General features: G+C 40.7%; 22 protein-coding genes. All 22 read right to left on the bottom strand.

Features of this window, described 5'->3' with window-relative positions; translation table 11 throughout:
* Window positions 1–206: 206 nt before the first annotated feature.
* Window positions 207–1,244 (bottom strand): recombinase RecA, encoded by a 1,038-nt coding sequence (gene recA, locus JOD45_RS02990; protein ID WP_205002378.1) that lies wholly within the window; start codon window positions 1,242–1,244, stop codon window positions 207–209.
* Between the two features lie 204 nt (window positions 1,245–1,448).
* The gene (locus JOD45_RS02985) at window positions 1,449–2,678 is read right to left on the bottom strand and encodes a competence/damage-inducible protein A (protein ID WP_205002377.1); all 1,230 of its coding nucleotides are present in this window, start codon (window positions 2,676–2,678) and stop codon (window positions 1,449–1,451) included.
* 42 nt (window positions 2,679–2,720) lie between these two features.
* The gene (pgsA, locus tag JOD45_RS02980; protein WP_205002376.1) at window positions 2,721–3,299 is read right to left on the bottom strand and encodes a CDP-diacylglycerol--glycerol-3-phosphate 3-phosphatidyltransferase; all 579 of its coding nucleotides are present in this window, start codon (window positions 3,297–3,299) and stop codon (window positions 2,721–2,723) included.
* Between the two features lie 69 nt (window positions 3,300–3,368).
* Window positions 3,369–4,304: a helix-turn-helix domain-containing protein gene (locus JOD45_RS02975; protein ID WP_205002375.1), complete on the bottom strand. Its 936-nt coding sequence runs from the start codon at window positions 4,302–4,304 to the stop codon at window positions 3,369–3,371.
* Window positions 4,305–4,376: 72 nt separating this feature from the next.
* Window positions 4,377–5,150: a DUF3388 domain-containing protein gene (locus tag JOD45_RS02970; protein WP_205002374.1), complete on the bottom strand. Its 774-nt coding sequence runs from the start codon at window positions 5,148–5,150 to the stop codon at window positions 4,377–4,379.
* Between the two features lie 157 nt (window positions 5,151–5,307).
* Window positions 5,308–5,571 (bottom strand): DUF3243 domain-containing protein, encoded by a 264-nt coding sequence (locus JOD45_RS02965; protein ID WP_205002373.1) that lies wholly within the window; start codon window positions 5,569–5,571, stop codon window positions 5,308–5,310.
* Between the two features lie 66 nt (window positions 5,572–5,637).
* On the bottom strand, window positions 5,638–6,366 hold the full coding sequence (gene ymfI / locus JOD45_RS02960; protein ID WP_205002372.1) for an elongation factor P 5-aminopentanone reductase: 729 nt from the start codon (window positions 6,364–6,366) through the stop codon (window positions 5,638–5,640).
* A 10-nt stretch (window positions 6,367–6,376) separates the two neighbouring features.
* The gene (gene yfmH, locus JOD45_RS02955; RefSeq protein WP_205002371.1) at window positions 6,377–7,663 is read right to left on the bottom strand and encodes an EF-P 5-aminopentanol modification-associated protein YfmH; all 1,287 of its coding nucleotides are present in this window, start codon (window positions 7,661–7,663) and stop codon (window positions 6,377–6,379) included.
* Between the two features lies 1 nt (window position 7,664).
* A complete protein-coding gene (gene yfmF, locus JOD45_RS02950; RefSeq protein ID WP_205002370.1) occupies window positions 7,665–8,960 on the bottom strand; it encodes an EF-P 5-aminopentanol modification-associated protein YfmF in 1,296 nt (431 codons plus the stop codon).
* 162 nt (window positions 8,961–9,122) lie between these two features.
* Complete coding sequence (locus JOD45_RS02945; protein ID WP_205002369.1) at window positions 9,123–9,305, bottom strand: hypothetical protein; 183 nt, start codon at window positions 9,303–9,305, stop codon at window positions 9,123–9,125.
* Window positions 9,286–11,613, bottom strand: coding sequence for a DNA translocase FtsK (locus JOD45_RS02940; protein WP_205002368.1), 2,328 nt, complete (start codon window positions 11,611–11,613; stop codon window positions 9,286–9,288). Before JOD45_RS02940 ends, JOD45_RS02945 begins: the two co-directional genes overlap by 20 nt.
* Window positions 11,614–11,729: 116 nt before the next feature.
* Entirely contained in the window at window positions 11,730–11,963 is a 234-nt protein-coding gene (locus tag JOD45_RS02935; RefSeq protein WP_205002367.1) for a YlzJ-like family protein, read from the bottom strand.
* On the bottom strand, window positions 11,960–12,637 hold the full coding sequence (locus JOD45_RS02930; RefSeq protein WP_380898553.1) for a ClpP family protease: 678 nt from the start codon (window positions 12,635–12,637) through the stop codon (window positions 11,960–11,962). The genes JOD45_RS02935 and JOD45_RS02930 overlap by 4 nt, the downstream gene beginning before the upstream one ends.
* Window positions 12,638–12,863: 226 nt before the next feature.
* Complete coding sequence (locus tag JOD45_RS02925) at window positions 12,864–14,528, bottom strand: ribonuclease J (RefSeq protein ID WP_239549032.1); 1,665 nt, start codon at window positions 14,526–14,528, stop codon at window positions 12,864–12,866.
* Window positions 14,529–14,716: 188 nt separating this feature from the next.
* Complete coding sequence (dapA, locus tag JOD45_RS02920; protein WP_205002365.1) at window positions 14,717–15,589, bottom strand: 4-hydroxy-tetrahydrodipicolinate synthase; 873 nt, start codon at window positions 15,587–15,589, stop codon at window positions 14,717–14,719.
* Window positions 15,590–15,636: 47 nt separating this feature from the next.
* A complete protein-coding gene (gene dapG / locus JOD45_RS02915; protein ID WP_205002364.1) occupies window positions 15,637–16,875 on the bottom strand; it encodes an aspartate kinase in 1,239 nt (412 codons plus the stop codon).
* Window positions 16,876–16,886: 11 nt separating this feature from the next.
* Window positions 16,887–17,942 carry an aspartate-semialdehyde dehydrogenase gene (locus JOD45_RS02910; protein WP_205002363.1) on the bottom strand — a complete coding sequence of 352 codons (1,056 nt, stop codon included), beginning with the start codon at window positions 17,940–17,942 and terminating at the stop codon, window positions 16,887–16,889.
* 159 nt (window positions 17,943–18,101) lie between these two features.
* A complete protein-coding gene (locus JOD45_RS02905) occupies window positions 18,102–18,695 on the bottom strand; it encodes a dipicolinate synthase subunit B (protein WP_205002362.1) in 594 nt (197 codons plus the stop codon).
* Between the two features lie 3 nt (window positions 18,696–18,698).
* Window positions 18,699–19,592 (bottom strand): dipicolinic acid synthetase subunit A, encoded by an 894-nt coding sequence (gene dpaA / locus JOD45_RS02900; RefSeq protein WP_205002461.1) that lies wholly within the window; start codon window positions 19,590–19,592, stop codon window positions 18,699–18,701.
* A gap of 157 nt (window positions 19,593–19,749) precedes the next feature.
* Window positions 19,750–21,000, bottom strand: coding sequence for a M16 family metallopeptidase (locus JOD45_RS02895; RefSeq protein ID WP_205002361.1), 1,251 nt, complete (start codon window positions 20,998–21,000; stop codon window positions 19,750–19,752).
* A 210-nt stretch (window positions 21,001–21,210) separates the two neighbouring features.
* A complete protein-coding gene (locus JOD45_RS02890; RefSeq protein WP_205002360.1) occupies window positions 21,211–22,191 on the bottom strand; it encodes a polysaccharide deacetylase family protein in 981 nt (326 codons plus the stop codon).
* 150 nt (window positions 22,192–22,341) lie between these two features.
* Window positions 22,342–24,465, bottom strand: a complete 2,124-nt coding sequence (gene pnp, locus JOD45_RS02885) for a polyribonucleotide nucleotidyltransferase (RefSeq protein ID WP_205002359.1) — start codon at window positions 24,463–24,465, stop codon at window positions 22,342–22,344.
* Window positions 24,466–24,585: the final 120 nt, after the last annotated feature.

Here is a 24,585-nt window from a genome sequence, read left to right as displayed (position 1 = left end):
CTCCCACAAGTTCAGTTTAAAAAGACATGCAGAAGTCTCAAACGACTTCTTTTAAAAGCTTTTCAAAATGTCATTGATTTTTAAAGAAAGGTTAAATATACAACTTAATTGTATATTTGGAAAAAACGCTTGTCAACCTAACGGCCCGCTATATTATAAAAAAGAAGGTGTCCATCAAAAGCTAGGCTTTTGGGACACCCTCCTTTTTATAATAGTTCACTTTGCTCATTATCAGATTCTGTTTCAGGTTCTGTTTGCTCATTTAAATTGTAGTGGTTCCTGATCTGCTGAATAATTTCATCACGAATGTCTTCATTTTCCTTTAGGAATTGCTTGGCATTCTCACGACCTTGGCCAAGCCGTTCTTCATTAAATGAATACCATGCACCGCTTTTTTGAATAATATCAAGCTCTGAACCGATATCGAGAATTTCGCCTTCTTTTGAAATGCCTTCGCCGTACATAATATCGACCTCAGCTTGTTTAAACGGCGGCGCTACTTTATTTTTCACAACCTTAATTCTTGTTTTATTCCCAACCATGTCGTTGCCTTGCTTTAATGATTCGGCGCGGCGCACTTCCAGCCGGACTGATGAATAGAATTTGAGCGCCCGGCCGCCTGGTGTCGTTTCCGGATTGCCAAACATAACGCCTACTTTTTCGCGCACTTGGTTAATGAAAATAGCCGTTGTTTTTGATTTGCTGATTGCGCCTGAAAGTTTCCTTAATGCTTGAGACATTAAACGCGCTTGCAAACCAACATGTGAATCGCCCATTTCTCCCTCTATCTCAGCTTTCGGTACAAGTGCAGCAACAGAGTCAATGACAATAATGTCAACCGCCCCGCTTCTAACAAGCGCTTCAGCAATTTCCAATGCTTGTTCTCCTGTATCAGGCTGTGAAAGAAGCAGCTCATCTATATCAACACCGAGCTTTTCCGCATAAACAGGGTCTAAAGCATGTTCAGCGTCTATAAATGCAGCTTGTCCGCCGCCTTTTTGCGCTTCGGCAATAGCATGAAGGGCAACGGTGGTTTTACCTGAAGATTCCGGTCCATAAACTTCAATAATCCGCCCGCGCGGGTAACCCCCGACGCCTATAGCAATATCAAGCGCCAAAGATCCGGTGGAGACAGTGGATACCCTTTGCTCAGCTTGTTCACCAAGTTTCATTATGGAACCTTTTCCAAATTGCTTTTCTATTTGTCTTAACGCCATATCTAAGGCTGCTTTGCGATCGCTCATGAAATCACTCCTTTAAGGGATCGTTTAAAAAGTTAGGGAACCCCCGTCCTTTTTAAACGCACATTTGATCTATTTATTATCATAGCTTTTTTTTGTGGTTTTGCCAATAGGTTTTGCGAACATTTATTCGTCTTTTTTCAAAACGCTTTGGAAGCTGGAAAGCTTTCTCTAAATAAGCGCTCTGGCTTGCCTTTTAACGTAATATTAGGTCAAAAGCAAGCGCCGAATGAGGTCGAAACCCGTCTTGGCGGTTTTTGCCCGAATAGCCGCGCGTGTGCCGCTGAATTGATATTTAAAGCTTTTGACTTGGTTTTGATCAGCTAAACCAATATATACCGTACCCGGTTCTTTTCCTTCGCTTTTATCAGGTCCGGCTACTCCTGTAAAGCTTATGCCAAGATCCGAGCCGCAAAGTTCCCTTATATTTTTGGCCATCGCTTCCGCACAAGCCTTGCTGACGGCCCCTTCCGACTCCAATAAAGGACGCGGAACATTCACTTGCGTTTCTTTCACTTGATTGGTATAACAAATGACCGAGCCGTTGAGCACGCTTGAGGCGCCGGGTAAGTCTGTTATCATTTTGCTGAATAATCCACCGGTTAAACTCTCGGCCGCCGAAAGCGTCTGATTGTGTTTCTTTAAGAGCTGAAAAGCAATCTCATGTAATTGAACGTCTCCGTACCCGTATAAATATTGGCCGACACGCTCTTTAATTAAAGCTTCTGTTTCATTTATCAAGCGTTCCGCTTCTTCCTTTTTCTGATGCTTAGCCGTTAATCGAAGCGTCACTTCGCTTTCTTTTGCCAAAGGGGCAATCGTCGGATTCGTTTGATTTTCAATTAAATCGATAATTTTTGTTTCTAAAGCTGATTCGCCAATGCCAAAAAACCTTAATACCCTTGAGACAATATGTTCTGAATAACGCTTAGATAAGTAAGGATTTACAAAATCAGTATACATCGGCCTCATTTCAGACGGCGGGCCTGGAAGAAGTATGTATGTTCTGCCCTTGGCCTGGATGATCATTCCCGGCGCCATGCCGCGGCGATTTTCCAGAACTTGGCTGCCTTCAATGACAAGCGCCTGTTTTCGGTTATTTTCCGTCATGTCGCGTCCTGTTTTTTTAAAATACTCTATAATGCTGTCTAACGCACTTAGATCGTAAACAAGGGGTTTCCCTACTATTTCGGCTATGGTTTCCTTTGTTAAATCATCTTTGGTAGGACCTAATCCGCCTGTGAAAATAATCAAGTCGGCGCGGGATTCCGCTTGCTTAACAGCCATTTTAAGCCGTTCGGCATTATCGCCGACAACTGTATGAAAATAGACATTTATTCCTAGAGCGGCTAGTTGTTCCGAGATAAATTGCGCGTTTGTATTGGCTATCTGGCCCAGCAGCAGTTCAGAACCTACAGCTATTAATTCCGCATTCATATCATTCACCCCAATTTTTAAAGCCCTTTGCCGGCTGAAAAATTATTTTGACCTTAAAATAATCTCACGGTTTTTATAAAAATAATCCCATCCGGATATAATTGTCATTATAACGGCTAGCCATAATAAGATGTCTGCCAGCGGGAATCCATGTAAACCAAACGGTAAATTATTAAACAAATAAAAAATAATGGCGAGCATTTGAAAAGTTGTCTTCCACTTAGCCGCCTTGCTCGCAGCAATCACGTCTCCTTCGCCTGCAGCCACCAAACGAAGCCCGGTTACAGCAAACTCTCTTGCCAAAATAATAATAACCATCCAAGATGGAATGTAATGGAAACCAACGAGCGAAATCAAAGCGCTTGTAACAAGCAGCTTATCCGCTAACGGATCAAGAAACTTCCCAAAGTTTGTCACAAGATTGTACTTTCTTGCCAGGTAACCATCAAGCCAATCCGTGCATGAGGCTAGGATAAAAATAATGCCGGCGATAAATTGGCTGACCGGAATTTTGGCGTGCCATATTGTAATAGTGCCCAGATGCATCGGAACAAGTAAAAAGATGAGAAACACAGGAATCATAATGACTCTTGATAGTGTTATTTTATTTGCTATGTTCATTTTAATACCTCCAGATGAATAGAAAAGAGTCACCATGATGATGACTCTTAGGTGAGATGCTAATGTTGTTTACGCTTTTTTAAATGTAATATAGATCGTTTGTGTTGTTGTGCTTTTGTTTGGCAGCTCTAAAGTTTTTCCATTCACTTTGATTTCTGTATCAGGAGCATTGCCTGCTTTAATATAAAGCTTTTCGGTATTCGAAGCATCAAATTTAAATTTATTTTCTTTTGAACCGTTTTGGGCTATGCCATAAGCAAATTTTTTCCCGCTTTGGCCGCCGTCCCTTGCCTCGATCCACGTTTGTTTCTTAGGCTTGGCTGATATTTCAACATTAAATTTATTGGTGCCTGACAAAGTAAAATATGACGTATTTCCTTGTGACTTATCCATTGATAAGTGCTGCTTTTCATGAGCCTTGTCTTTTTTGGACTTTTGATCTTTTTTGTTATCCTTTGTTTCTGATTTTGCTTTTTGATCTTTCTGTTTCTTTTCGTCCGCTGCGCTCTTTCCTGAGTTATTTTCATCCTTTTTATAAACAACATCAGGGCTTGTATGATTTGTCACGGCCGATTTATCGCTTGATTTAAAATGTTGAGCTAACAGCCAAATGCCGATTAAAATCAATAAAAGAACAACAATAATGATTATTTTCGGCAATAAAGAATTAAATTGTGAATCGGTTTGCCGTCTCTTTGCTGATTTAAATGACAAACCGGCACTTTGCCTTGTTCTTGACGGCAGAATAACTTGCGACGGCTCTTGGCTGCTTTTTGGGATCTCATGACCGTATTCATTTAAAAGAACATTAGGGTCAAGTCCAACCGTTTCAGCATAATTCTTTATGAAAGCCCTTGTATAAAAATTGCCGGGAAGTTGATCAAACTCTCCTTCTTCAATTGATTGGAGATAGCGCTTTTGAATTTTTGTTTTGCTTTCAATATCTTCTAATGTCATCCCCTTTTCTTGACGCGCTTGTTTCAACGCTGTTCCTAGTTCACTCAATGCTTAACACCTGCCAATAAGATTTAGAGGATGTTCAAAAAAACACTGTTTTCCTCATTTTGAACAACCAGTTTAAAAGTCAAACGGAGACATTTCATCCTCTTCCACGATATCGTAGACGATTTCTTCGTCGCGGTCATTTCGAAGTTCAATAATATAATCAAAGTCATCAAGACAGTACTCCGTGCTTTGAACAAAGACATCCGGATGTTCGACAACTTTGGTTACCGGCATTCGCATAACCTGACGCAAGAGCTCCCAGTGACGATCCGATGACCGCTTTGTCGAAACAATACCGTCAATAATAAATATGTGTTCATCAGAAAATTCATCTTCTGCCAATTGGCTTCGAACCGTCTGCCTTAATAATGTGGAAGAAATAAAAAGCCAGCGTTTATTCGCACAAACACTAGATGCGACAATCGATTCCGATTTCCCGACGCGCGGCATGCCTCTGATGCCGATTAATTTATGGCCTTCTTTCTTAAATAATTCAGCCATAAAATCGACAAGCAGACCTAATTCGTCTCTGACAAATCGGAATGTTTTTTTGTCATCTGCATCTCTCTCAATATAGCGGCCGTGGCGAACGGCCAAGCGGTCGCTTAATTTTGGTTCTCTTAATTTGGTTACATTAATATTATCCATTGTTTTCACAATGGCGATAAGCCGTTCAATTTGGGCATCGTCTTCTGTCCGCAAAAGCATGCCCCTTCGTTCATTATCAACACCGTTAATGGTTACAATATTAATTCCCAGCATACCTAATAACGAAGCGATATCACCCAATAATCCGGGGCGGTTTCTATGTATTTCATATTCCAAGTACCATTCTTTCTTTTCCATAGCATAACCCCTTTTGAACACATATCATTATAAATTTATAATAAATGATAATATCTTTCAAGAAAAGGTACTTTTTTGCGGAACTTTTTCCCTAAAGCAAAAAGGAATGCCTTTGTGACATTCCCTTCCATCATTTATTGCGCTTATGCTATATTTTTTATTGTTTGTTTGTACCGTTGTTTTCCACAAGTTTTATCATCATATTGGCAATCGCGTGCTGTTCGTCTTTATTTGCAACACTCCACAAATCAGAAAGCACTCTTTGCTGTTCGTTTTTTGGATCAACTTTATCAGCAAGATATCCGCCAATTTCTGTTGCGAAATCGGCAATAGCATTTTGGCTGACGCCTTTGGCTTTTGCTTTATTCAAACGATCGCCAAGGAAGCTCTTCCAATCATCCCAATTATTTAAAACAGACATTGTGATTCCTCCTTTTTGTCTTACACAATTTAGGATGCGCGCGGCGCAAAAAAATATGCATGGCATTTAACAATGCCATGCACCATTAATGGATATCACCTGTCCGTTAATATAATCTGATTTTGGAGAAGCTAAAAATCCGATTAAGTCGGCAACTTCTTCAGGGCGGCCAAGACGTCCCATCGGAATGCCCTGTTTGATATACTCAATTTCTTCCTCGCTGAATTCAGACATCATTTTCGTGTCTACCGCACCGGGAGCAACGGCATTTACGGAGATGCCGCTCGGCGCCACCTCTTTGGCAAGAGCTTTAACAAAACTATTTTGCCCGCCTTTGACCGTTGAATACAGAACTTCCATCGATGAGCCTGTCACGCCCCAAATAGAAGTAACAAAAATAACTTTTCCCTTCCGCTGATTAATCATGTGAGGAAGGAAATGCTGAACGATCTGAAAAGGACTGGCTATATGCAGCTGCATAAAACGATCAAGTTCAGATTCCGGAACTTCCGTTATTAATGAAATCAAACTCTTGCCGCTGTTATAAACAATGCAATCAAGAGGATCCCCGATTTGTTCAATCAGTGAATGTACGCCTGTTTTTGTTGTCAAATCAGCCTTGACGGATGTAAATTGTTGATCAGGATACTGATGGCTTAATTCAGTTACAAGGGTGTCAATGTTTTCTTGGCCTTCGTTATAGTGCAAATAAAGCGAATAGCCGTCTTCGGCAAGGCGTTTTGAAGCAGCTTGGCCAATACCGCCGCTTGCGCCTGTGATAAGTGCAATATTCATTTAAACCACCTTACTTTTTAACAACAGCACACATTGTCATCGCTTCATCGCTAAAATGCTCGTGAAGCGTTTTATGAAGAGATTCTGTTGTTAATGATTCTAATACAGGTATAAGATCGAAGAGATTTGTCTTATTAAAATAATACCGCGTAAATTGGTTTGCAATAAATTCTGGAGAATTAAAGGCTCGAAGCAAGCCGCCGATGCGTTTCTTGCGGGCCCGTTCCACAGCTTCTTCATCGAGTCTGCCCGACTTATATTCATCGATAATTTGTTTTAGTCTGTTTTGAAGCCTTTCCGGCTCTTCTGTATTCCCCCCTATCGCTGAAAAACCAAACTCATATTCCTCAGTATATTCAAAAGAAAACGTTTCATCAATTAATCCGTCTTCAATTAAGGATTTGTAATTCTCGGTCCCTTTGCCGAACATGAGCTCCAAAAGCAGCTGCACTGAAAGCTCATGTTCCATAAATTCTTTGCCGGAGCGGTGAACACGGCGTTCTTTAAAGCCGATTAAACTTTTCGGCGTTTGAACACCCATTTTAATAACAGATGATTTTTCGGAAACACCCTCTGGCTCCTTGGGATATTTTCTTTCAATAGGCTGTTGATCGGTATAGCTTTTGTCCGCCTGATTTTTTACAACAAGCTCCATGATTTTATCGGGATTTTCAGGCCCGACGATAAATAGCATCATATTGCTTGGATGATAAAATGTTCTATAACAATCATACAGTAAATCGGCAGTGATATGACTGATTGATTCAATCGTTCCGGCAATATCAATCTGGATCGGATGATGGTGATACATATTGCCGATTAAACCAAAATAGACCCGCCAATCAGGCGTATCATTGTACATGCGAATCTCTTGCCCTATAATGCCTTTTTCTTTTTCAACGCTTTCTTTTTTAAAAGAAGGCGTTTGTACAAAATCAATAAGCGTTTCTATATTTTTTTCAACATTTGATGTACTGGAAAATAAATAAGCGGTTCTTGTAAAAGACGTAAAAGCATTTGAGGATGCCCCTTGATTTCCAAATGCTTGAAACGCATCGCTCCCGTCAGGCATCTCAAACATTTTATGCTCAAGGAAATGAGCAATACCATCAGGAACCTTTAACCAATCTTTTTGATTGAGCGGTTTGAAATGGTTATCAATTGAACCATAATTTGTTGTAAAAATAGCATAAGTTTTATTGAAGCCTTTCTTTGGCAAAATAAAAAGCTCGAGCCCATTATCACATTTATGATGATATACTGTTTCTTGCAATTGGTCAAAATAAATTTGCTTCATTTTACTCGGCCTCCTCACCTTGTAAAAAATATATGGTGTCCAGCGTTGTTTTTTCAGCAACTTTGATAATATCTTCTTTTCGGACTTGGTCAATCGCATGAAGCCAGTTTTCCGCGGTTACCGGCTGGCCTGTTAATACTTGGCGATAAAGAAAATCTGTCAGTGATGCCGGATTATCTAATGCTTCCAAAACTGCATTTCGCAATAACGCCTTTGTTTGATCAATATCATGTTCGGTAAAATCGCCGTTTTTCACTGCCTCCAACTGTTCTTTAATAATATCGACAGCTTTATCATAGTTTGAAAATTCTATTCCGCTCATCACAATCATTAATCCTTTGTAGCTTTCATAACTTGAGGAAGCATAATATGCAAGACTTTCTTTTTCCCGCACATTCATAAATAATTTCGAATGCGGAAACCCGCCGAACAACCCATTAAAAACTTGGGAAGCGTAATATAGAGGGTCCCCGTAAATGATATTTGTCCGGTATCCTAAATTCAATTTCCCCTGCTCAACGTCTTGATTTTCTTTAACAACTTTGATCTCATTTGGAATAACCGGATTAAAATTGATGCGTATATCTCTTGTTTTATTTTGCCGCTTATCGAACGGCAATGCCGATTGAATCGTATTTAAGATATGACTTTGTTTTTCTTGAATATCGCCAATGATATAAAGATCAACTTGATCCTCTGCCATCATTTTCTTGTAATATTCAAATAAACCATCCGCTGTCACCTGATCGAGTTCTTCTGAATACCCGTATGTATGTAGCCTGTAGAGTTCATGCTGGCACATTTCATCAATTAACCTTTGGCTCGCATAGCGCATTTTATCATCATATATGGACTCGAGTCGGGCTCTTAGTGACCGCTTTTCCCTCTCAACAATTTTTTCATCAAATTGGCGATCGGATGCCGCCGGCTCAAAAACCGCTTCAGACAAGAGCTTTACAGATTCATCAAATAACTTAGCAGAAGCCCCTGAGATAAACCGTTCATTGGCAGCGGTCATGTATAATGTCAGAATATGATAGTCCCCTTTTTTAGATAGCATCGATGCAAAACTTGCTCCGTACAAATCATCTAACCTTTTTTGCAAGTCTTGAGCTGAAGGCGAATGTTTAGTTGAACTCTTAAGAACATAAGATAAAAGCGCACGCTTAGTCACGTCTTTCTCGTTAAGCGGTGAACAAAATTGCAAAAACATGGTTACTGTCTTAAATTTATCGGTCGGTATCAAGTGTACTTTTAATCCGTTAAATTCATGGATTTGTTCATTGATGTACGGCATGTTCTCAACCCCTTTTTCTATCATAAATTCTCTCTTTCATTGTACCCTATCCCCTGAATCCCTAACCAGCCGCAAGGTATGCCGGAATAAAATAAAAATGGACAAAAGCCGGCCGCCTTTGTCCAATTATTTTATGCGTATATCATGCTTTGTAATACTTATTTATCCGTTTTCTTTATAGGTTAGAATGTTTAGATTGGCAGCAAAGCTATAACATGAAACAGCAGCTTTGCGGCGAGAAGGGGATATGCTTCCATGAGTCTTCTTCGGCGCAGGAGCACACTTACTATCTTGCGCGTTAGGCTCGCCAATCGGCAAGTATTCTTTATTGTGATGATGCTTCATCATCTTGGTTGCTGATAAGAACCGCCCGAGGCTTGCTGCCTTCATAAGGACCGACAATATTCCGGTCCTCCATGGCATCAATGAGCCTTGCCGCCCTTGTATAGCCAATACGAAAACGCCTTTGCAGCATTGAAACGGACGCTGTTTGCATTTCAATAACTAACTTAACGGCTTCATCAAACAGTTCATCGTCAACCTTATCGACCGGCTTTTCCGCTTCATCAGTTGGTATCATGTTCTCCTGATATTGAGCCTTTTGCTGGCTGACACAGAAATCAACGACTTTCTCAACTTCATCATCTGAAAGAAAAGCTCCTTGTATCCTTGTCGGTTTCGATGCACCGATTGGCAAAAATAGCATATCGCCCTTACCTAACAGTTTCTCAGCGCCTCCCGTATCCAAAATGGTTCGCGAATCCGTCTGCGAAGAAACACTGAAGGCAATTCTTGAAGGAATATTAGCTTTAATAATACCAGTGATAACGTCAACCGACGGCCGCTGTGTTGCAATGATTAAATGAATGCCTGCAGCCCTTGCCATCTGCGCCAGTCTTGTAATCGCATCTTCTACATCTTTTGAAGCCACCATCATAAGATCAGCAAGCTCATCAATAATGACAACAATATACGGCATGTATGGCTGATTATCGTCATTTTCTTCATTATAGCGGCGAACATAATTATTATAGCTTTCTAAATTGCGCGTACCGCTCTCGGAAAACAGTTCATAACGCCTTTCCATCTCGCCGACAACTTTCTTCAAAGCCTGCGAAGCCTTTTTTGGATCGGTAACGACAGGAGTTAATAGATGGGGCACCCCATTATAAACGTTTAATTCAACCATTTTAGGGTCTACCATCAGCAATTTAACTTCATGGGGCTTTGTTCTCATTAAAAGGCTTGTAATGATACCGTTAATGCACACACTTTTGCCGCTCCCGGTTGCTCCGGCAACGAGCAAGTGAGGCATCTTGCTTAAATCGGTGAGAACTGGTTCTCCGGATATATCCCGGCCTAAACCAATGGCCAACTTAGATTTTTGCCTTTGGGCAAAATCAGATTCTAAAACTTCCCTTAAGCTGACCATCGCCACCTCTTTGTTCGGAACTTCAATGCCGACCGCTGATTTTCCGGGAATCGGCGCTTCAATTCGGATTTCTTTTGCTGCCAAAGCAAGGGCCAGATCATCGTTAAGGTTAACAATCCGGCTCACTTTTACGCCGACATCAGGATAGACTTCATATCTCGTAACAGCGGGTCCTAAATGGACTTTTTTTACTTTGGCTTTAACGCCGAAACTTTCAAAGGTTTTCTCCAATTTGCGGACATTGTCAGCGATATGCTTTCGTTCATTAGACTGAGAATTAGATTTCGACCGTTCCAACAAATCAACCGGAGGCAGCTGATAATCTTCATTCTCTATTTCCGGCGTTGAAAATGAAGGCTGTACTTGTCCCTCATTCTCTTCTGATTTATCATCGATAACTTCTTCTCGGTGTTCTTCCGGCTGGCCATCTTTAGGATAAGGCAATTGCTCCGGCTGATGTTCATTAAAATCATGAATAATAGGTTCTGGTTCCATATCATCGTAAAGATCATTCTCAGCTATATGTTTTGCTCTTTCAGCCTCATTTTGTTCCTTGCGCGATTCTTTCTTTTCATTGACAGCTTCTTTAATCTTTTGCAATTTTTCTTTCTGGATATTTGCCATGCCTTGTCCAGCCTTTTTGAAGCGGCCCAATATTTTATTCATTGAATCCCGCAATGATTTTCCGGTGATCAGTATAAGGGAAACAATAATAAGAAACACGGCCATAAACATCGTGCCGGTCGCAGAAAATAATTTATAGAAAAACGCGAAACCGACAGCACCTATCATTCCTCCGCCCAGCTGATCGCTGGAAATTGCGCCTGAAACTTGTCCGTTATACAAAGCCAGAGTGTTGGTAATCACCGAAGCGTTTTGCCATCTATTATGCTGCGATAAATCCTCAAAAAGTCTCACGTGGCTTAATAAAAGCAGGGCAAAAACAAATAAATAAACACCAACTAAACGCCTTGTAAAGTAAGAGGGCTGCTGACGCATCCATATGTAATAGATTGATAGAATAAGAGTCCCAAGAAAAATAAGCATATACCAGTTTCCTGTTAGAAACCTTGCCGCTTCGACTAACACTTCCCCAACAATGCCAAGCTGTGAAATAGCAATGCATGTAAGTGAAAAAATCAACAGGCCGGATATTTCATAAATAAGCGTTTCTTTCCAGCCTTTCTTCTTTTGGCTTTTTCTTGTTTTTTTCTTTGCCATGGTGTCACCTCGAAACCCATTGAATAGATAACAAGCAGCAATATTGCTGCTTGTTAAAATCATAATGATAAAGCAGTATTCTTATCCTTTGATGGTACAGTTAATTATAATGTTACTCAAGTTGCTGATGGGAGTAAAGGTTTCATTGTTAACTTTTCGCCGGGTTGATACCGGGTGTCCAAGAAATGCTGCGGGTCAGAACTGATTAACTGGATAATTTCATATTCATTAACCCCTGATTCTTCCACAATCAGTTTCACACCGTTTATTTCCATTGTTAACTTTTTGTCGTTTTTTTTGTTTTCTTGCTCTAAGACATCTTCTAAAGGGCAGATGGTGTGCAGAATCATTGAACCACCTTCTGTTCTCTGTTATGGCCTTTATGTTCCTCTATTAATTCATTTAACTTGGACAAAGCTTGGCCCAGACCGCCTAATTCATCAATGAGACCGTATTTGACAGCATCTTTTCCTACTACATTTGTACCAATGTCCCTGGCAAGATTCCCTTGGCTGAACATCAGCTCTTTAAATTTTTCTTCGGAAATATTTGAGTTTCTCACAACAAATTTGGTTACACGATCCTGCATTTTATCCAAGTATTCAAAAGTTGAAGGTACGCTAATGACTAACCCGGTTAAACGGACAGGATGTATGGTCATTGTTGCCGACTCAGCGATAAAGGAATAATTAGAAGCCACAGCAATCGGTACGCCAATGGAATGCCCGCCTCCTAAAACAAGCGACACTGTCGGCTTTGAAAGGGTTGAAACCATTTCAGCAATGGCCAAGCCTGCTTCGACATCTCCCCCCACCGTATTTAAAATAATAAGCAGCCCCTCTATTTGATCATTTTGTTCTACCGCAACAAGCTGGGGAATCAAGTGCTCATATTTTGTTGTTTTATTTTTGGGCGGCAGCGCCATGTGCCCCTCAATTTGACCAACAATGGTTAAACAATGGATATTTGAAGGCGCTGCTTGAGGGATTTTTGTTTCACCCAGGTTTTGAATATCATTCATCATTGTCTTTTGCTGTTCGGTTTCTTGTTGTTCTTGTTCAAAATCAGTTTGTTCGTCAGTCATCACTTTCTCTCCTTTCATTTATAAAGGATGTTCAAAAAGTCTGGGAAACAGTCGGCCTGTTGTCCTTCTTTTTGAACACGCATTATTGCTCATTAGTATTTGAAGGAGAGAGTCATTTGATGCAAAAGAAAAAAGCTATCATCACCCAAAGGTGATGCCAGCTTTTTTATATTTCCATAATAATTGGTAATATCATTGGACGGCGTTTTGTTTTATCATATAAATATCGGCTTAAAGAATCTCTTATATTATTTTTCAGGGAAGACCATTCTGAAATATTTTGCGTTAACGATTGTGATAACACTTCTGAAACAATATGATTAGCATCTTCGATGAGTTCTTCAGATTCCCTAACATAAACGAATCCGCGCGTAATAATTTCAGGCCCTGATAAAATTTTCTTTGATTGTTTGCCAAGGGTGACAACAACAACAAGTGTTCCGTCTTGGGCAAGCAAGCGGCGGTCACGCAATACAATATTTCCGACATCACCAACACCCAGCCCATCCACAAGCACTTGCCCGGCAGGCACTTTTTCGGTTTGCCTTGCTTCGCCTTTTGTAAAGGATACCACGTCACCCTTATCTAACAGGAACACATGATGAGGTTCCATGCCAGTGGCGACCGCAAGATCTTGATGGGCTTTGAGCATTTTAAATTCACCATGAATCGGAATGAGATATTTCGGCCTGGTTAATTGAAGCATGAGCTTAATTTCTTCTTGCTTCGCATGGCCGGATACATGAACACTGTCGCCATATATCACTTTAACTCCGATTCTCATGAGGGAATCAATCGCTTTTGTAACGCTTTTCTCATTAACAGGTGTAGATGAAGCCGCAAAAATAAAGAGATCATTTTCTTTAAGTGAAAGACGCTTATGTGAATGATTAGCAATTTTAGTAAGGGGTGTCATTGGGTCGCCTTCGGGCCCTGATGTCAAGATGGCTATTTCATTTTCATTTCTTTTGTTGATTTTTTCTAAACTTGTAAAAGTGCCTTTTGGTACTTGGAGATAACCTAATTTTGTTGCCATACCGATCACACGTTCAAGAAAGCGGCCGTCAATCGCAACTTTGCGTTTATTTTGAATGGCTGCGTTGATCACTTGTTGAATCCTGTGAATATTGGTTGCGTATACAGCCGTAATGACTCTTCCTCTGGCAAAGTAAAAGATATCGTCTAAGTGTTCGCCAACTTCCTTTTCTGAGCGTGCTTTACCTGGGAATTCAGCATTTTTGCTGTCTGACAGCAAACAGAGAACACCCCTGTCGCCAATGCGAGACAGCTTGCTGATATCCGCTTTCTTATTGTCAACAGGTGTATAGTCAAATTTAAAATCCCCGGTATGGACAATTGCACCTTGAGAGGTATAAATAGCCAAACCAATAGAGTCGGGAACGCTATGATTTGTTCTGAAAAATGTAATCGTTCTGTAACCGATCTTTAAATCTTTTCCCGGCTCAATAACATTAAGCTTAGCTTTCTTTAATACACTCTTATCTCTGATCATCTCTTCAAGGAGAGCAAGCGTGAACTTTGTACCATAGATTGGTGCACGCAGCTCCTTGATTAAATAAGGTAGTCCCCCAATATGAGCGAAATGACCGTGTGTGAGGAAAATAGCCTTGATACGATCCTGATTTTCAACCAAATAAGATGTATCTGGAATAACAGTATCAACGCCAAGCATATCATCTTTTGGATGCATTACCCCAGCATCGATAATAAATATTTCATTATTAACCTCAATGACTGTCATATTATTTCCAATTTCGCCAACGCCGCCCATTGCATAAACCTTAACCTCATCTTCTTTACGTTGTTGCAATGAGCATTCCTCCTATTTAATTAAACAGCCATCAATTCACCCGAACTAATCATTTCTTTTATTATAACCGATCTAATTAAAAATTTACAAGTTGATTTTTCCAAAGAAACTTTATCGAGATTTTATAATGACTTATTATCTGTTATTTTATTAAAGAAAAACTCGCCAATTTTGGCGAGTTCTTCTCCTTAAAGTTCGTTAAATATTTTTGTTAACGATGCTTTCTCTTCTTCCGTTAATTCGACCATTGGCAGTCTGACGGGACCTGCATTAACCCCTATTTCAGTTAACAAAGTTTTAACGGGAACCGGACTTGGCGCTCGGAACAATTCCCTCATGATAGGAAGGTATTTCAGATGAAGCTTTGCAGATTCGGTGTGATGACCTGAAGTAAAGGACTGAATCATATGTGACATCTCTTTGCCGATAACATGCGAAGCGACGGAAACGACACCGTGGCCGCCGATAGAAAGAACCGGCAAGGTCAGACCGTCGTCACCGCTGTATAAAATAAAGTCATCACTTGTCCCTGCTATAATGGATGCCATTTGATCGAGATTGCCGCTTGCTTCTTTGACAGAAGTAATATTATCAATTTCAGAAAGACGAATGATTGTTTCAGCGCTTATATTCACTGACGCCCGGCCGGGAATATTATAGATCATGACTGGAACATGCACATTCTCGGCAATCGTCTTGAAGTGTTGATATAAGCCTTCCTGATTAGGTTTGCTGTAATATGGGGAAACAACCATGATTCCGTCGACACCCAAGGCTTCCGCTTGACGGGAAAACTCAACGGATTCGGCCGTGTTATAACTTCCTGTTCCAGCAATAACAGGAATACGGCCATCAACGATTTTAACAACATGCTCAAATAGCTTAAGCTTTTCATCTTTTGACAGTGTCGGCGATTCTCCTGTTGTCCCTGCGACAACCAGTCCTTCTGTTTGATGTTCAATTAAATGTTCAACGAGTGCTGTTGTTCTTTCTAAGCTGAGTTCACCTTTATCATCAAAAGGTGTTACCATCGCTGTTAATAATCTGCCGAAATCGGCCATGTCTACCTCTCCTTTAAATATGTGTTCATAAGGTTTTTGAACATCTATTATAACTGATCAGCTATAATTTCATTATCCTCTTTCTCTAATTCAAAAGCCTTGTGTAAGGCAATGACGGCTTGTTTTAATTGGTCTTCCTTAACAAGCACCCAGATGGTTGTATGAGAATCTGCGGATTGCAAAATTTGAATGCCTTCTTGAGTCAAGGCATTAACAATCTTAGATGTTACGCCCGGAACACCTGTCATGCCCGCGCCAACTACTGATACTTTGGCACAACCTCTAAACACCAAAGGATCATAACCTAAAGATTGAAGGGTTGATACGGCAAGATCAGTCATTGATTCGGTAACGGTATAAATCACGCCTCTTGGGCTGATATTAATAAAGTCAACACTGATTTGATTTTCTGCCATTGCTTTAAAGACTTTGGCTTGAAGATCATAGTCGTCTTTTTTTGCTTGGACTTTTATTTGCGAAACATTTTGGACATAAGCGATACTTGTTATTAAACGCTCTTGTACGTCCTGGCCTTTATTTTTCTTTTTTATCGATGTAACGAGCGTACCGACATCATCCGTATATGTGGAACGGATGCGGAGCGGTATTTTGGCGTTCATCGCAATTTCCACAGCTCTAGGATGAATAACCTTGGCTCCTTGATAGGCCATGTTGCAAACTTCATTATATGTTAAAACAGACAACTGGCGCGCATCAGAAACAATTCTCGGATCAGCTGTCATGACACCTGTAACATCAGTAAAGATATCAATCCATTCAGCATCCAGAGCGGCACCCAGCGCAGCAGCCGAAGTATCGCTGCCGCCGCGGCCGATTGTTGTTATTTCACCGGATTTTGATTGTCCTTGAAAGCCGGCAACGACAACAACATCAAGTGTATTAAGCATTTTTTTAATTCGATCACATTTCATCTCAAGAATGCGCGCTGAATTAAATACTTCATTCGTACGAAATCCCGCTTGGCCCCCGGTCAACGCTTCCGCTTTGATGCCGGCTTCCTTCAGCAAGCTGGAAAAAACAATTGAAGACATGATCTCGCCGCAAGACATAAGCAAATCGGTTTCTCTGCTGCTTACATATTCGCGGTTGACAAGACTAAGTAAAGTGTCAGTTGCATAAGGATCGCCCGTACGTCCCATAGCTGAGACTACAACAACGACTTTATACCCTTCCTCTACAGCTTTTATCACATGTTTTCTGGCACGAATCCGATCTTCATTCGTTTTAACGGATGTTCCTCCAAATTTCTGGACAATAACTTTCATTAATGAACGCCTCACTTAAGTTTAAGAATACCAAGTTTGACTAGACTTTCGGCTATTTGAACCGAATTCCACGCTGCACCTTTTAACAAATTATCAGAGACAATCCATAGGTGGAAACCATTTTTGACATCAGGATCACGGCGAATGCGTCCTACAAACACATCTTTCTTCCCTACTGAATCTGTAGGCATTGGATAAATTTGATTTCCCGGATCGTCTTGCAAGGTGACTCCAGGAGCCTCTGATAATATGTTTCTCAAATCATCTGATGACACATCATCGCTGTCTATCTCAATATATACAGATTCCGCATGACCAGTGACGATTGGCAAACGAACACATGTCGCAGCCACATGAATATTAGAATCATCCATGATTTTTTTTGTTTCGTTAATCATTTTCATTTCTTCAAAAGTATAATCATTATCTTGGAATTTATCAATTTGCGGAATCGCATTAAAAGCAATTTGATAATGTTTCTCATCGCTTTTAACAGGTAAAATCTCAGGTTTAACAGCTTCATCGTTCAGCAATTGCTGCGACTGATGACGAAGCTCTTCCACAGCAACAGCTCCCGCCCCGGAAACGGCTTGATACGTTGATACAATGATGCGTTTCAAACCAAAATGCTTTCGAATCGGCTCTAGCGCTGCAACCATTTGGATCGTTGAGCAGTTTGGATTAGCGATAATGCCTTGGTGGTCAAATAGAGCCTGCTCATTAACTTCCGGCACGACTAATGGCACATTTTCGTCCATGCGAAATGCACTTGTATTGTCAATGACAATCGCACCTCTTCTGGCAGCTTCGGGGGCAAGTGCTTTTGAAACTGAACCGCCGGCGCTGAACAAGGCAATATCTACGCCTTCAAATGCTTCTGGCAGGGCTTCTTTAATGACAATTGTTTCCCCTTTAAATGCAATAGTTTGTCCCGCTGACCTTTTCGAGGCAAGGCATGTGAGTTCTCTAATAGGCAGCGCCGTATCCTTTAACATAGTTAGCATTTGTTGTCCTACAGCGCCTGTCGCTCCGACAACAGCTACATGAAAACCTTGATCATTATTCAATTTACGGTTCCTCCTAATCTCATCTGTGTACTTTAATCTAAATTTCTAAAATGCATTTAGTGTTAAATTTTAAAAGAAGGAGAAACCAAAGAAATTTCCCCTTCTTAAACTTTTGCTTACTATTTTATCATACTATGTTTTTTTAGGAAGATGAATGGGTTAATGTCGGAATTTCTCAATAAGTATGGGTTGGCATTGTTTTCCATCTAATGCTGCTTCGACAGTTTCTTTCATGAGCGGCATATGCGAGACAAGCGACGTTGGTTTTCCTTCGGGATCATCTTGGCCAAATGGAATAAAGTAAATGTGTTTCGAGGAAAGCAGCCTTGCAATATTAGTGCCGTTGAGACCTAAGCCGTCGTTTGTTGAAATGCCTAAAACGACTGGACGGCGGTTTCTTAATGTTGCTTTGGCCGCCATTAATACAGGGCTGTCAGTCATGGCGTTCGCGAATTTGCTGATAGAATTCCCCGTCAATGGCGCAATCACCATACAATCGAGAGGGGTTTTTGGTCCGAAGGGTTCTGCTTCAACAATGGAATCTACAACTTTATTTCCGGTTATTTCTTCAACTTTATTAACCCAATCTTTTCCGTCTCCGAAACGAGTCGCTGTATTTTTAACCGTATAAGTAACGAAGGCTGTAACTTTCGCACCTGCATCAAGCAATGATTGAATATGAGGGACAACTTGATCATACGTACAGTGTGAACCCGTAATGCCTAGTCCGATATGCTTGCCGTTAAGATCCATCGGCTACTCATCCTCCCCAGAAAATTTATCTAATAATAATTCTGATAAAACATTGGCAATGATTCTTCCGGCTGATTTAGGTGCAACCATGCCCGGCAGACCAGGCGTCAGCAATGCTTTAATACCCCTTTTCTCAGCATATCGAAAATCTGTGCCGCCTGGTTTTGAAGCTAAATCAACAATCAGCGCATTTACGGGAACATGAGATAAAACTTTGCTGCTCAACACTTTGGCAGGGACGGTGTTAATGATAATATCAACATCTTTAATATGCTTTTCTATATCTTTCATATAAAATGGTTTTAAGCCCATTTCAGTGATTCTTGCAATATGTTCGGGTCTTCGTGCGCCCACTTTTACATAAGCCCCTAATGCATCGAATGTTCGGGCAACAGACATTCCCGTTCGCCCTAATCCCAATACTACGACATTGGATTTATGGATAGTAATGTCAGTATTTTGGATAACGATCATAACGGCGCCTTCAACAGTCGGCACGGAATTATAAATGGCAACATCATCACGTTCAAATAATTTAATGAGTTCTTTATTGCATTCTTTAATTAAAGCATCCAAAAAAGGTGTGCTGATCCCGCTGTAAATTGTACAATGATCCGGAGTTTTAGCTAACCAATCCTTCGATACTTTAATCGTTTTATTTGAAAAAATAGTTTCAACAACACCGTCTTCATTAGCTCCGGAACTTGGTAATATAATGCTGTCAACACGCGAAAAGTCAATCTCATCTAAATCAACTTTTGACGTGCCCGTTAAATGCTGATCCAATTGATCAAAGCCTACTAATGAAAGTTGGGCGTCAAGTTCATTTAATTTCTTAATAACTTCCAGTTGCCTTGCATCTCCGCCCAAGATTACAAGATGCTTTCCAGTTAACATTTCAAGCACATACTCCCCTCCGTTTGATATAAATGATTGAGGGGCTTTCGCCCAATTCCTAGGTTATCTTATGACGGTAAGGCTAGTATGGTGAAAATAATAAAGAAACCCGCCGATCGGCGAGTTTAAAGTATGATGATATTCATTGGGTCAAATGTTAAATGGTTGAGCGCTTCAGCGGTTTTGGAATTTCTCCTTTTGGGCTAATGACTGAGCATGAAAAGTCTTGGGTAAACAAGACTTTTGTCAATTGATGGATATCGCTTAAAGTCACTTCATTAATTTTTTTTATCATTTCATCTAAAGAACGATGCCGGCCAAGAAGAAGCTCATTTTTTCCGTTCCGGCTCATCCTGCTGCTTGTACTTTCAAGGCTTAGCATCATATTGCCTTTTATTTGTTCTTTGCTATTCTTTAATTCTTTTTCTGTTAGACCATTTTCAACAAGGTCATCTAAAACATGTAAAATCGTGCTTGATAACTTTTCAACCTGATCGGCGCCCGTTCCGCTATAAATCGTTAGCATACCGCTGTCTTTGTAGGACGTATGGTAAGAAAAAACAGAATAGGCCAATCCTCTTTCCTCTCTGACCTCTTGAAAAAGCCGGCTGCTCATGCTCCCGCCTAATACATTATTCATAACCATTAGCGGATACAGCTGCTCATCTCCGATAGACAGGCCCTTAAATCCAATGCACAGATGGGCTTGTTCGGTATCTTTTTTGCGCGCCAGTTTCTCATAGTGATATTCCGGAACGTCAAAATTAGGTTTGCAGCCGTTCACATGGTAACTTGAAAAAATATGATCGACAGTTTCAATCAATGATTCATCAACATTTCCGGCAATAGAAACCACGATATTTTCCGGCCGGTAGTGATCATTCATATAAGATCGCAAATCATCGGGCTGAAAAGTTTCGAGAGTACCCTCTTTCCCAAGGATAGGGTAGCCGAGCGGATGGCTCCCAAAACTCGCTTCGCTCAATAAGTCATGAACGAGGTCATCCGGAGTATCTTCATACATTTTAATTTCTTCATAGACGACTTGCTTTTCCTTTTCCAACTCTGTTTGGTCAAATATTGAATGAAATAGCATATCGCTTAATACATTGACTGCATACTCGGCGTGTTCATCTAACACTTTAGCATAAAAACAAGTGTATTCTTTTGAAGTAAAGGCGTTTACTTGACCGCCGATCTGATCAAAAGCTTCGGCAATTTCCCGAGCATTCCTAGTTGCCGTGCCTTTAAAGAGCATGTGCTCAATAAAGTGTGAGATCCCATTATTTTTCTCTGTTTCATGGCGCGAGCCTGTACCAACCCAAATACCGATCGTCGCAGAACGTACAGATGGTATTTTCTCTAAGATGATACGTACGCCATTTGAAGCGGTGTGCTTTGTAATCAAAGATGTCTCCTCCATTCTCAAATCTCCGACTATGGAATACTATAACATTTAATTATTGTAACGACAATTTAAGAGGAAGGCCAAAAGAGTCCGGGAAAAGCTGCCGCTATATCCGTTATATCACCTGTCATACAGGTGTCGCAGTGATTGATTGTCATTATTGTGTCACTCTTTCCCGCCGATAATTGAAGTTTTCCAAGAAAGCGGCGATCATTTTAATGGGTCGATACGTTTTTCGCTCATTAATTGAGATACAGTGCCAAACTTATATCCTTTTTCTTGAATGCCGTTAATGATTTGTTCTAGCCCTTCGGCAACAGGTTTTGTCGGGTGCATTAATATCATCGTCCCAGCTGTGGTTCTAGGAACGACGCGCCTTACCATTTCCATCGTTTGCGGTTTTTTCCAATCAACTGTATCTACTGTCCATAGAATTGTTTTCATCCCTAATTTATGGGCAACATTGACCGTTTGCTGTGTAAAGCTGCCGCTTGGAGGCGCAAACCATTTTGGCTTAACATCTAACGTGGCTTCAATGACATCATTTGTTTTCTTTAATTCATTAAATGTTTCTTGCTCAGATCGCTGTTTTAAATCTGGATGACTGTATGCGTGATTGCCGATTTCATGACCTTGTTCACTTATCATCATTGCCAAATCAGGGTATTTTTTTACCCAGCTGCCATCAAGAAAAAATGTTGCTTTTATATTATACTTATTAAGCACCTTTAAGATTTGCGGTATATATTCGTTCCCCCAAGCCACATTGATAAGCAAGGCCACCATCGGCTTCTTGGGATTGCCCCGATATATAGGTGAAGGCGGCAAATCGCTCAAGCTTTTCGTTGGAGGGACCTCCTTATAAACAATATCATTCTCATTAAATTTATGCTTCGCTTTCATTTTTTGATAACTGGCATTAATATCGACAGCTAATCCGTTATAGCCGGGCGTCGCCTTCCAAACTCTATCATTGACTGCATCAATAGGTTTAATTTCATGTTTCTTTGAAAATACTTCAATTTTCTTTAAGAGTGAATCTTGATGATTTCCTGCCGATACAGCAGGCACTGCAGCCGGAGTTGACTTAGGCGTTAAAAAAGCGTTCATATACGGATTTTCCATGATCGTGCCAAATGTTAACATTAATAAACAAACAAAAACGATAAAATGCCATTTTTGCTTTTGCATGACAAGCCCTCCCCCCTTGTACAACTTATGCATTGTACTAAGGAAGGTAGAACTTAAGTTTAACAGTTGATGCTAAAGAGGCAGCGCAAAACTTCAAAGGCTGTTAAAGACATAAAAAGAAGCGGGTCAGTTTTTGACCTGCTTCTGTTCTTAGTCTTTCGCTTTTTCTTCTTTTTCGCTATTTTGATCTTTGATCGCTTGTTTTCTTGATAATTTAACTCTTCCTTGCTTATCAATATCAATGACTTTAACCAAAACTTCATCACCAATATTCACAACATCTTCTACCTTATTCACACGTTTTTCATCAAGCTCGGAAATATGAACAAGACCGTCCTTTTGGCCAAATAACCCAACGAAAGCGCCAAACTTTTCGATGCGTTTTACTTTACCTAGATAAATGTCGCCAACTTTAACTTCACGAACGATATCTTCAATAATCTCCTTCGCTTTCTCATTCATAATTGGATCTGTTGAAGCAATAAAGATCGTGCCGTCTTGTTCAATATCAATTTTGACGTTTGTTTCCTCAATGATTTTATTAATGACTTTGCCGCTTGGGCCAATGACATCTCTAATTTTCTCAGGATCAATCGCCATGGTTAAAATCTTTGGCGCAAACGGTGAAAGTTCCTGTCTTGGGACGTTTATTGTAGAAAGCATATGTTTAAGAATGGTCATACGCCCTTCACGAGCCTGCTGAAGCGCAGTCTCTAAGATTTCACGGTTAATTCCCGAAATCTTAATATCCATTTGCAGCGCTGTCACACCTCTCTCAGTGCCGGCTACTTTAAAGTCCATATCTCCCAATGCATCTTCCATACCTTGAATATCAGTTAAGACGACAACATCATCTTCGTGTTTGACAAGCCCCATCGCAATACCGGCAACAGGTGATTTAATCGGAACACCTGCATCCATCATGGCCAATGTACTGGCACAAATGCTTGCTTGCGATGTTGAACCATTTGATTCTAAAACCTCTGAAACTAAGCGAATCGTATAAGGAAAGTCTTTTTCAGATGGTATAACAGGTTCAAGAGCGCGTTCGCCTAAGGCTCCGTGGCCAATTTCCCGGCGTCCCGGGGCTCTCATTGGGCGTGCTTCACCGACACTGAATGGAGGAAAATTATAATGATGCATAAATCGTTTTGATTCTTCAATGTCCAATCCATCGAGAATTTGAACATCACCGAGCGCACCCAGCGTACAAATGCTTAAAGCTTGGGTTTGTCCGCGTGTGAAAAGGCCGGAACCATGTGTTCTCGGAAGCAAACCAACGCTTGAGGACAGCGGTCTGATCTCGTTAATCTTTCTGCCGTCGGGGCGAATTTGATCAACGACAATCATGCGTCTGACTTCTTCTTTTACAATTTTATGTAAAACTTCTTGAACGAGCGGGACTTTTTCCGCCTCTTCCTCATTCTCCTCAAAGACTTCCACAACGGTTTGCTTGACAGCTTCAATAGCTTCTTCGCGCGCTTGCTTGTCTTTCGTAAAAATGGCTTCTTTCATGCGTGAGCCAACCATATCGCGAATACGCGCCTCAAGTTCTTCTTCAGGTTTGAAAAGAACAACTTCCATTTTTTCTTTGCCGATTTCATCAGCAATTTTTTCTTGAAAAGCAACAAGCTTTTTGATTTCTTCATGCCCGAATAGAATCGCATCGAGCATCACTTCTTCCGGTACTTCATCCGCACCGGCTTCAACCATATTAATGGCGTCTTTTGTTCCGGCGACAGTTAAGTGAATATCACTTTTTTCAGCTTGCTCAACCGTTGGGTTAATGACAAATTCTCCATCTACGCGGCCAACGATGACGCCGGCAATCGGTCCTTCAAATGGAATATCTGAAATACAAAGAGCCAAAGATGAACCAAACATAGCCGCCATTTCTGAAGAACAATCCTGGTCAACGCTCATAACCATGCTGACAATTTGCACTTCGTTTCTAAATCCTTCTTCAAATAACGGACGAATCGGCCGGTCTATTAATCGGCTGGCAAGAATCGCTTTCTCGCTTGGGCGTCCTTCTCTTTTGATAAATCCGCCGGGTATCTTGCCAACGGCATAAAGCCTTTCTTCGTAGTTAACCGTTAACGGGAAAAAAGGCAAATCTTTAGCATCTTTTGATGCAGTCACAGTTGATAATACTACCGTATCACCATAGCGGACTAAAACTGAACCGTTAGCTTGCTTGGCCAATTGGCCGACTTCAAGGGTTAACGGTCGCCCAGCCCAATCCATGGTAAACACTTGCTTTGTTTCTTCCATGATTATAGGTACCCCTCTCATTAAATTACTGCTTGAGGATGTTCAAACAAGATGAACACGTATGTCGTGACCAAATCATGATCTATAAAAATTCTGATCATTTATGGCTAACAAAAAAGC

This window comes from Scopulibacillus daqui, assembly GCF_016908855.1.
Taxonomy (GTDB): domain Bacteria; phylum Bacillota; class Bacilli; order Bacillales; family Sporolactobacillaceae; genus Scopulibacillus_A; species Scopulibacillus_A daqui.
Note: the sequence above shows the minus strand (reverse complement) of the source record. Positions and strands in the feature narration are given on the sequence as shown.

What these genes read in the sequence shown, in the direction of transcription:
- recA (WP_205002378.1), bottom strand. Translation starts at nt 1,244, where the DNA reads ATGAGCGATCGCAAAGCAGCCTTAGATATGGCGTTAAGACAAATAGAA.
- JOD45_RS02985 (WP_205002377.1), bottom strand. Translation starts at nt 2,678, where the DNA reads ATGAATGCGGAATTAATAGCTGTAGGTTCTGAACTGCTGCTGGGCCAG.
- pgsA (WP_205002376.1), bottom strand. Translation starts at nt 3,299, where the DNA reads ATGAACATAGCAAATAAAATAACACTATCAAGAGTCATTATGATTCCT.
- JOD45_RS02970 (WP_205002374.1), bottom strand. Translation starts at nt 5,150, where the DNA reads ATGGAAAAGAAAGAATGGTACTTGGAATATGAAATACATAGAAACCGC.
- JOD45_RS02965 (WP_205002373.1), bottom strand. Translation starts at nt 5,571, where the DNA reads ATGTCTGTTTTAAATAATTGGGATGATTGGAAGAGCTTCCTTGGCGAT.
- ymfI (WP_205002372.1), bottom strand. Translation starts at nt 6,366, where the DNA reads ATGAATATTGCACTTATCACAGGCGCAAGCGGCGGTATTGGCCAAGCT.
- yfmH (WP_205002371.1), bottom strand. Translation starts at nt 7,663, where the DNA reads ATGAAGCAAATTTATTTTGACCAATTGCAAGAAACAGTATATCATCAT.
- yfmF (WP_205002370.1), bottom strand. Translation starts at nt 8,960, where the DNA reads ATGCCGTACATCAATGAACAAATCCATGAATTTAACGGATTAAAAGTA.
- JOD45_RS02945 (WP_205002369.1), bottom strand. Translation starts at nt 9,305, where the DNA reads ATGAAGCATCATCACAATAAAGAATACTTGCCGATTGGCGAGCCTAAC.
- JOD45_RS02940 (WP_205002368.1), bottom strand. Translation starts at nt 11,613, where the DNA reads ATGGCAAAGAAAAAAACAAGAAAAAGCCAAAAGAAGAAAGGCTGGAAA.
- JOD45_RS02935 (WP_205002367.1), bottom strand. Translation starts at nt 11,963, where the DNA reads ATGATTCTGCACACCATCTGCCCTTTAGAAGATGTCTTAGAGCAAGAA.
- JOD45_RS02930 (WP_380898553.1), bottom strand. Translation starts at nt 12,637, where the DNA reads ATGATGAATGATATTCAAAACCTGGGTGAAACAAAAATCCCTCAAGCA.
- dapA (WP_205002365.1), bottom strand. Translation starts at nt 15,589, where the DNA reads ATGGCCGATTTCGGCAGATTATTAACAGCGATGGTAACACCTTTTGAT.
- dapG (WP_205002364.1), bottom strand. Translation starts at nt 16,875, where the DNA reads ATGAAAGTTATTGTCCAGAAATTTGGAGGAACATCCGTTAAAACGAAT.
- JOD45_RS02905 (WP_205002362.1), bottom strand. Translation starts at nt 18,695, where the DNA reads ATGGATCTTAACGGCAAGCATATCGGACTAGGCATTACGGGTTCACAC.
- dpaA (WP_205002461.1), bottom strand. Translation starts at nt 19,592, where the DNA reads ATGTTAACTGGAAAGCATCTTGTAATCTTGGGCGGAGATGCAAGGCAA.
- JOD45_RS02890 (WP_205002360.1), bottom strand. Translation starts at nt 22,191, where the DNA reads ATGCAAAAGCAAAAATGGCATTTTATCGTTTTTGTTTGTTTATTAATG.
- pnp (WP_205002359.1), bottom strand. Translation starts at nt 24,465, where the DNA reads ATGGAAGAAACAAAGCAAGTGTTTACCATGGATTGGGCTGGGCGACCG.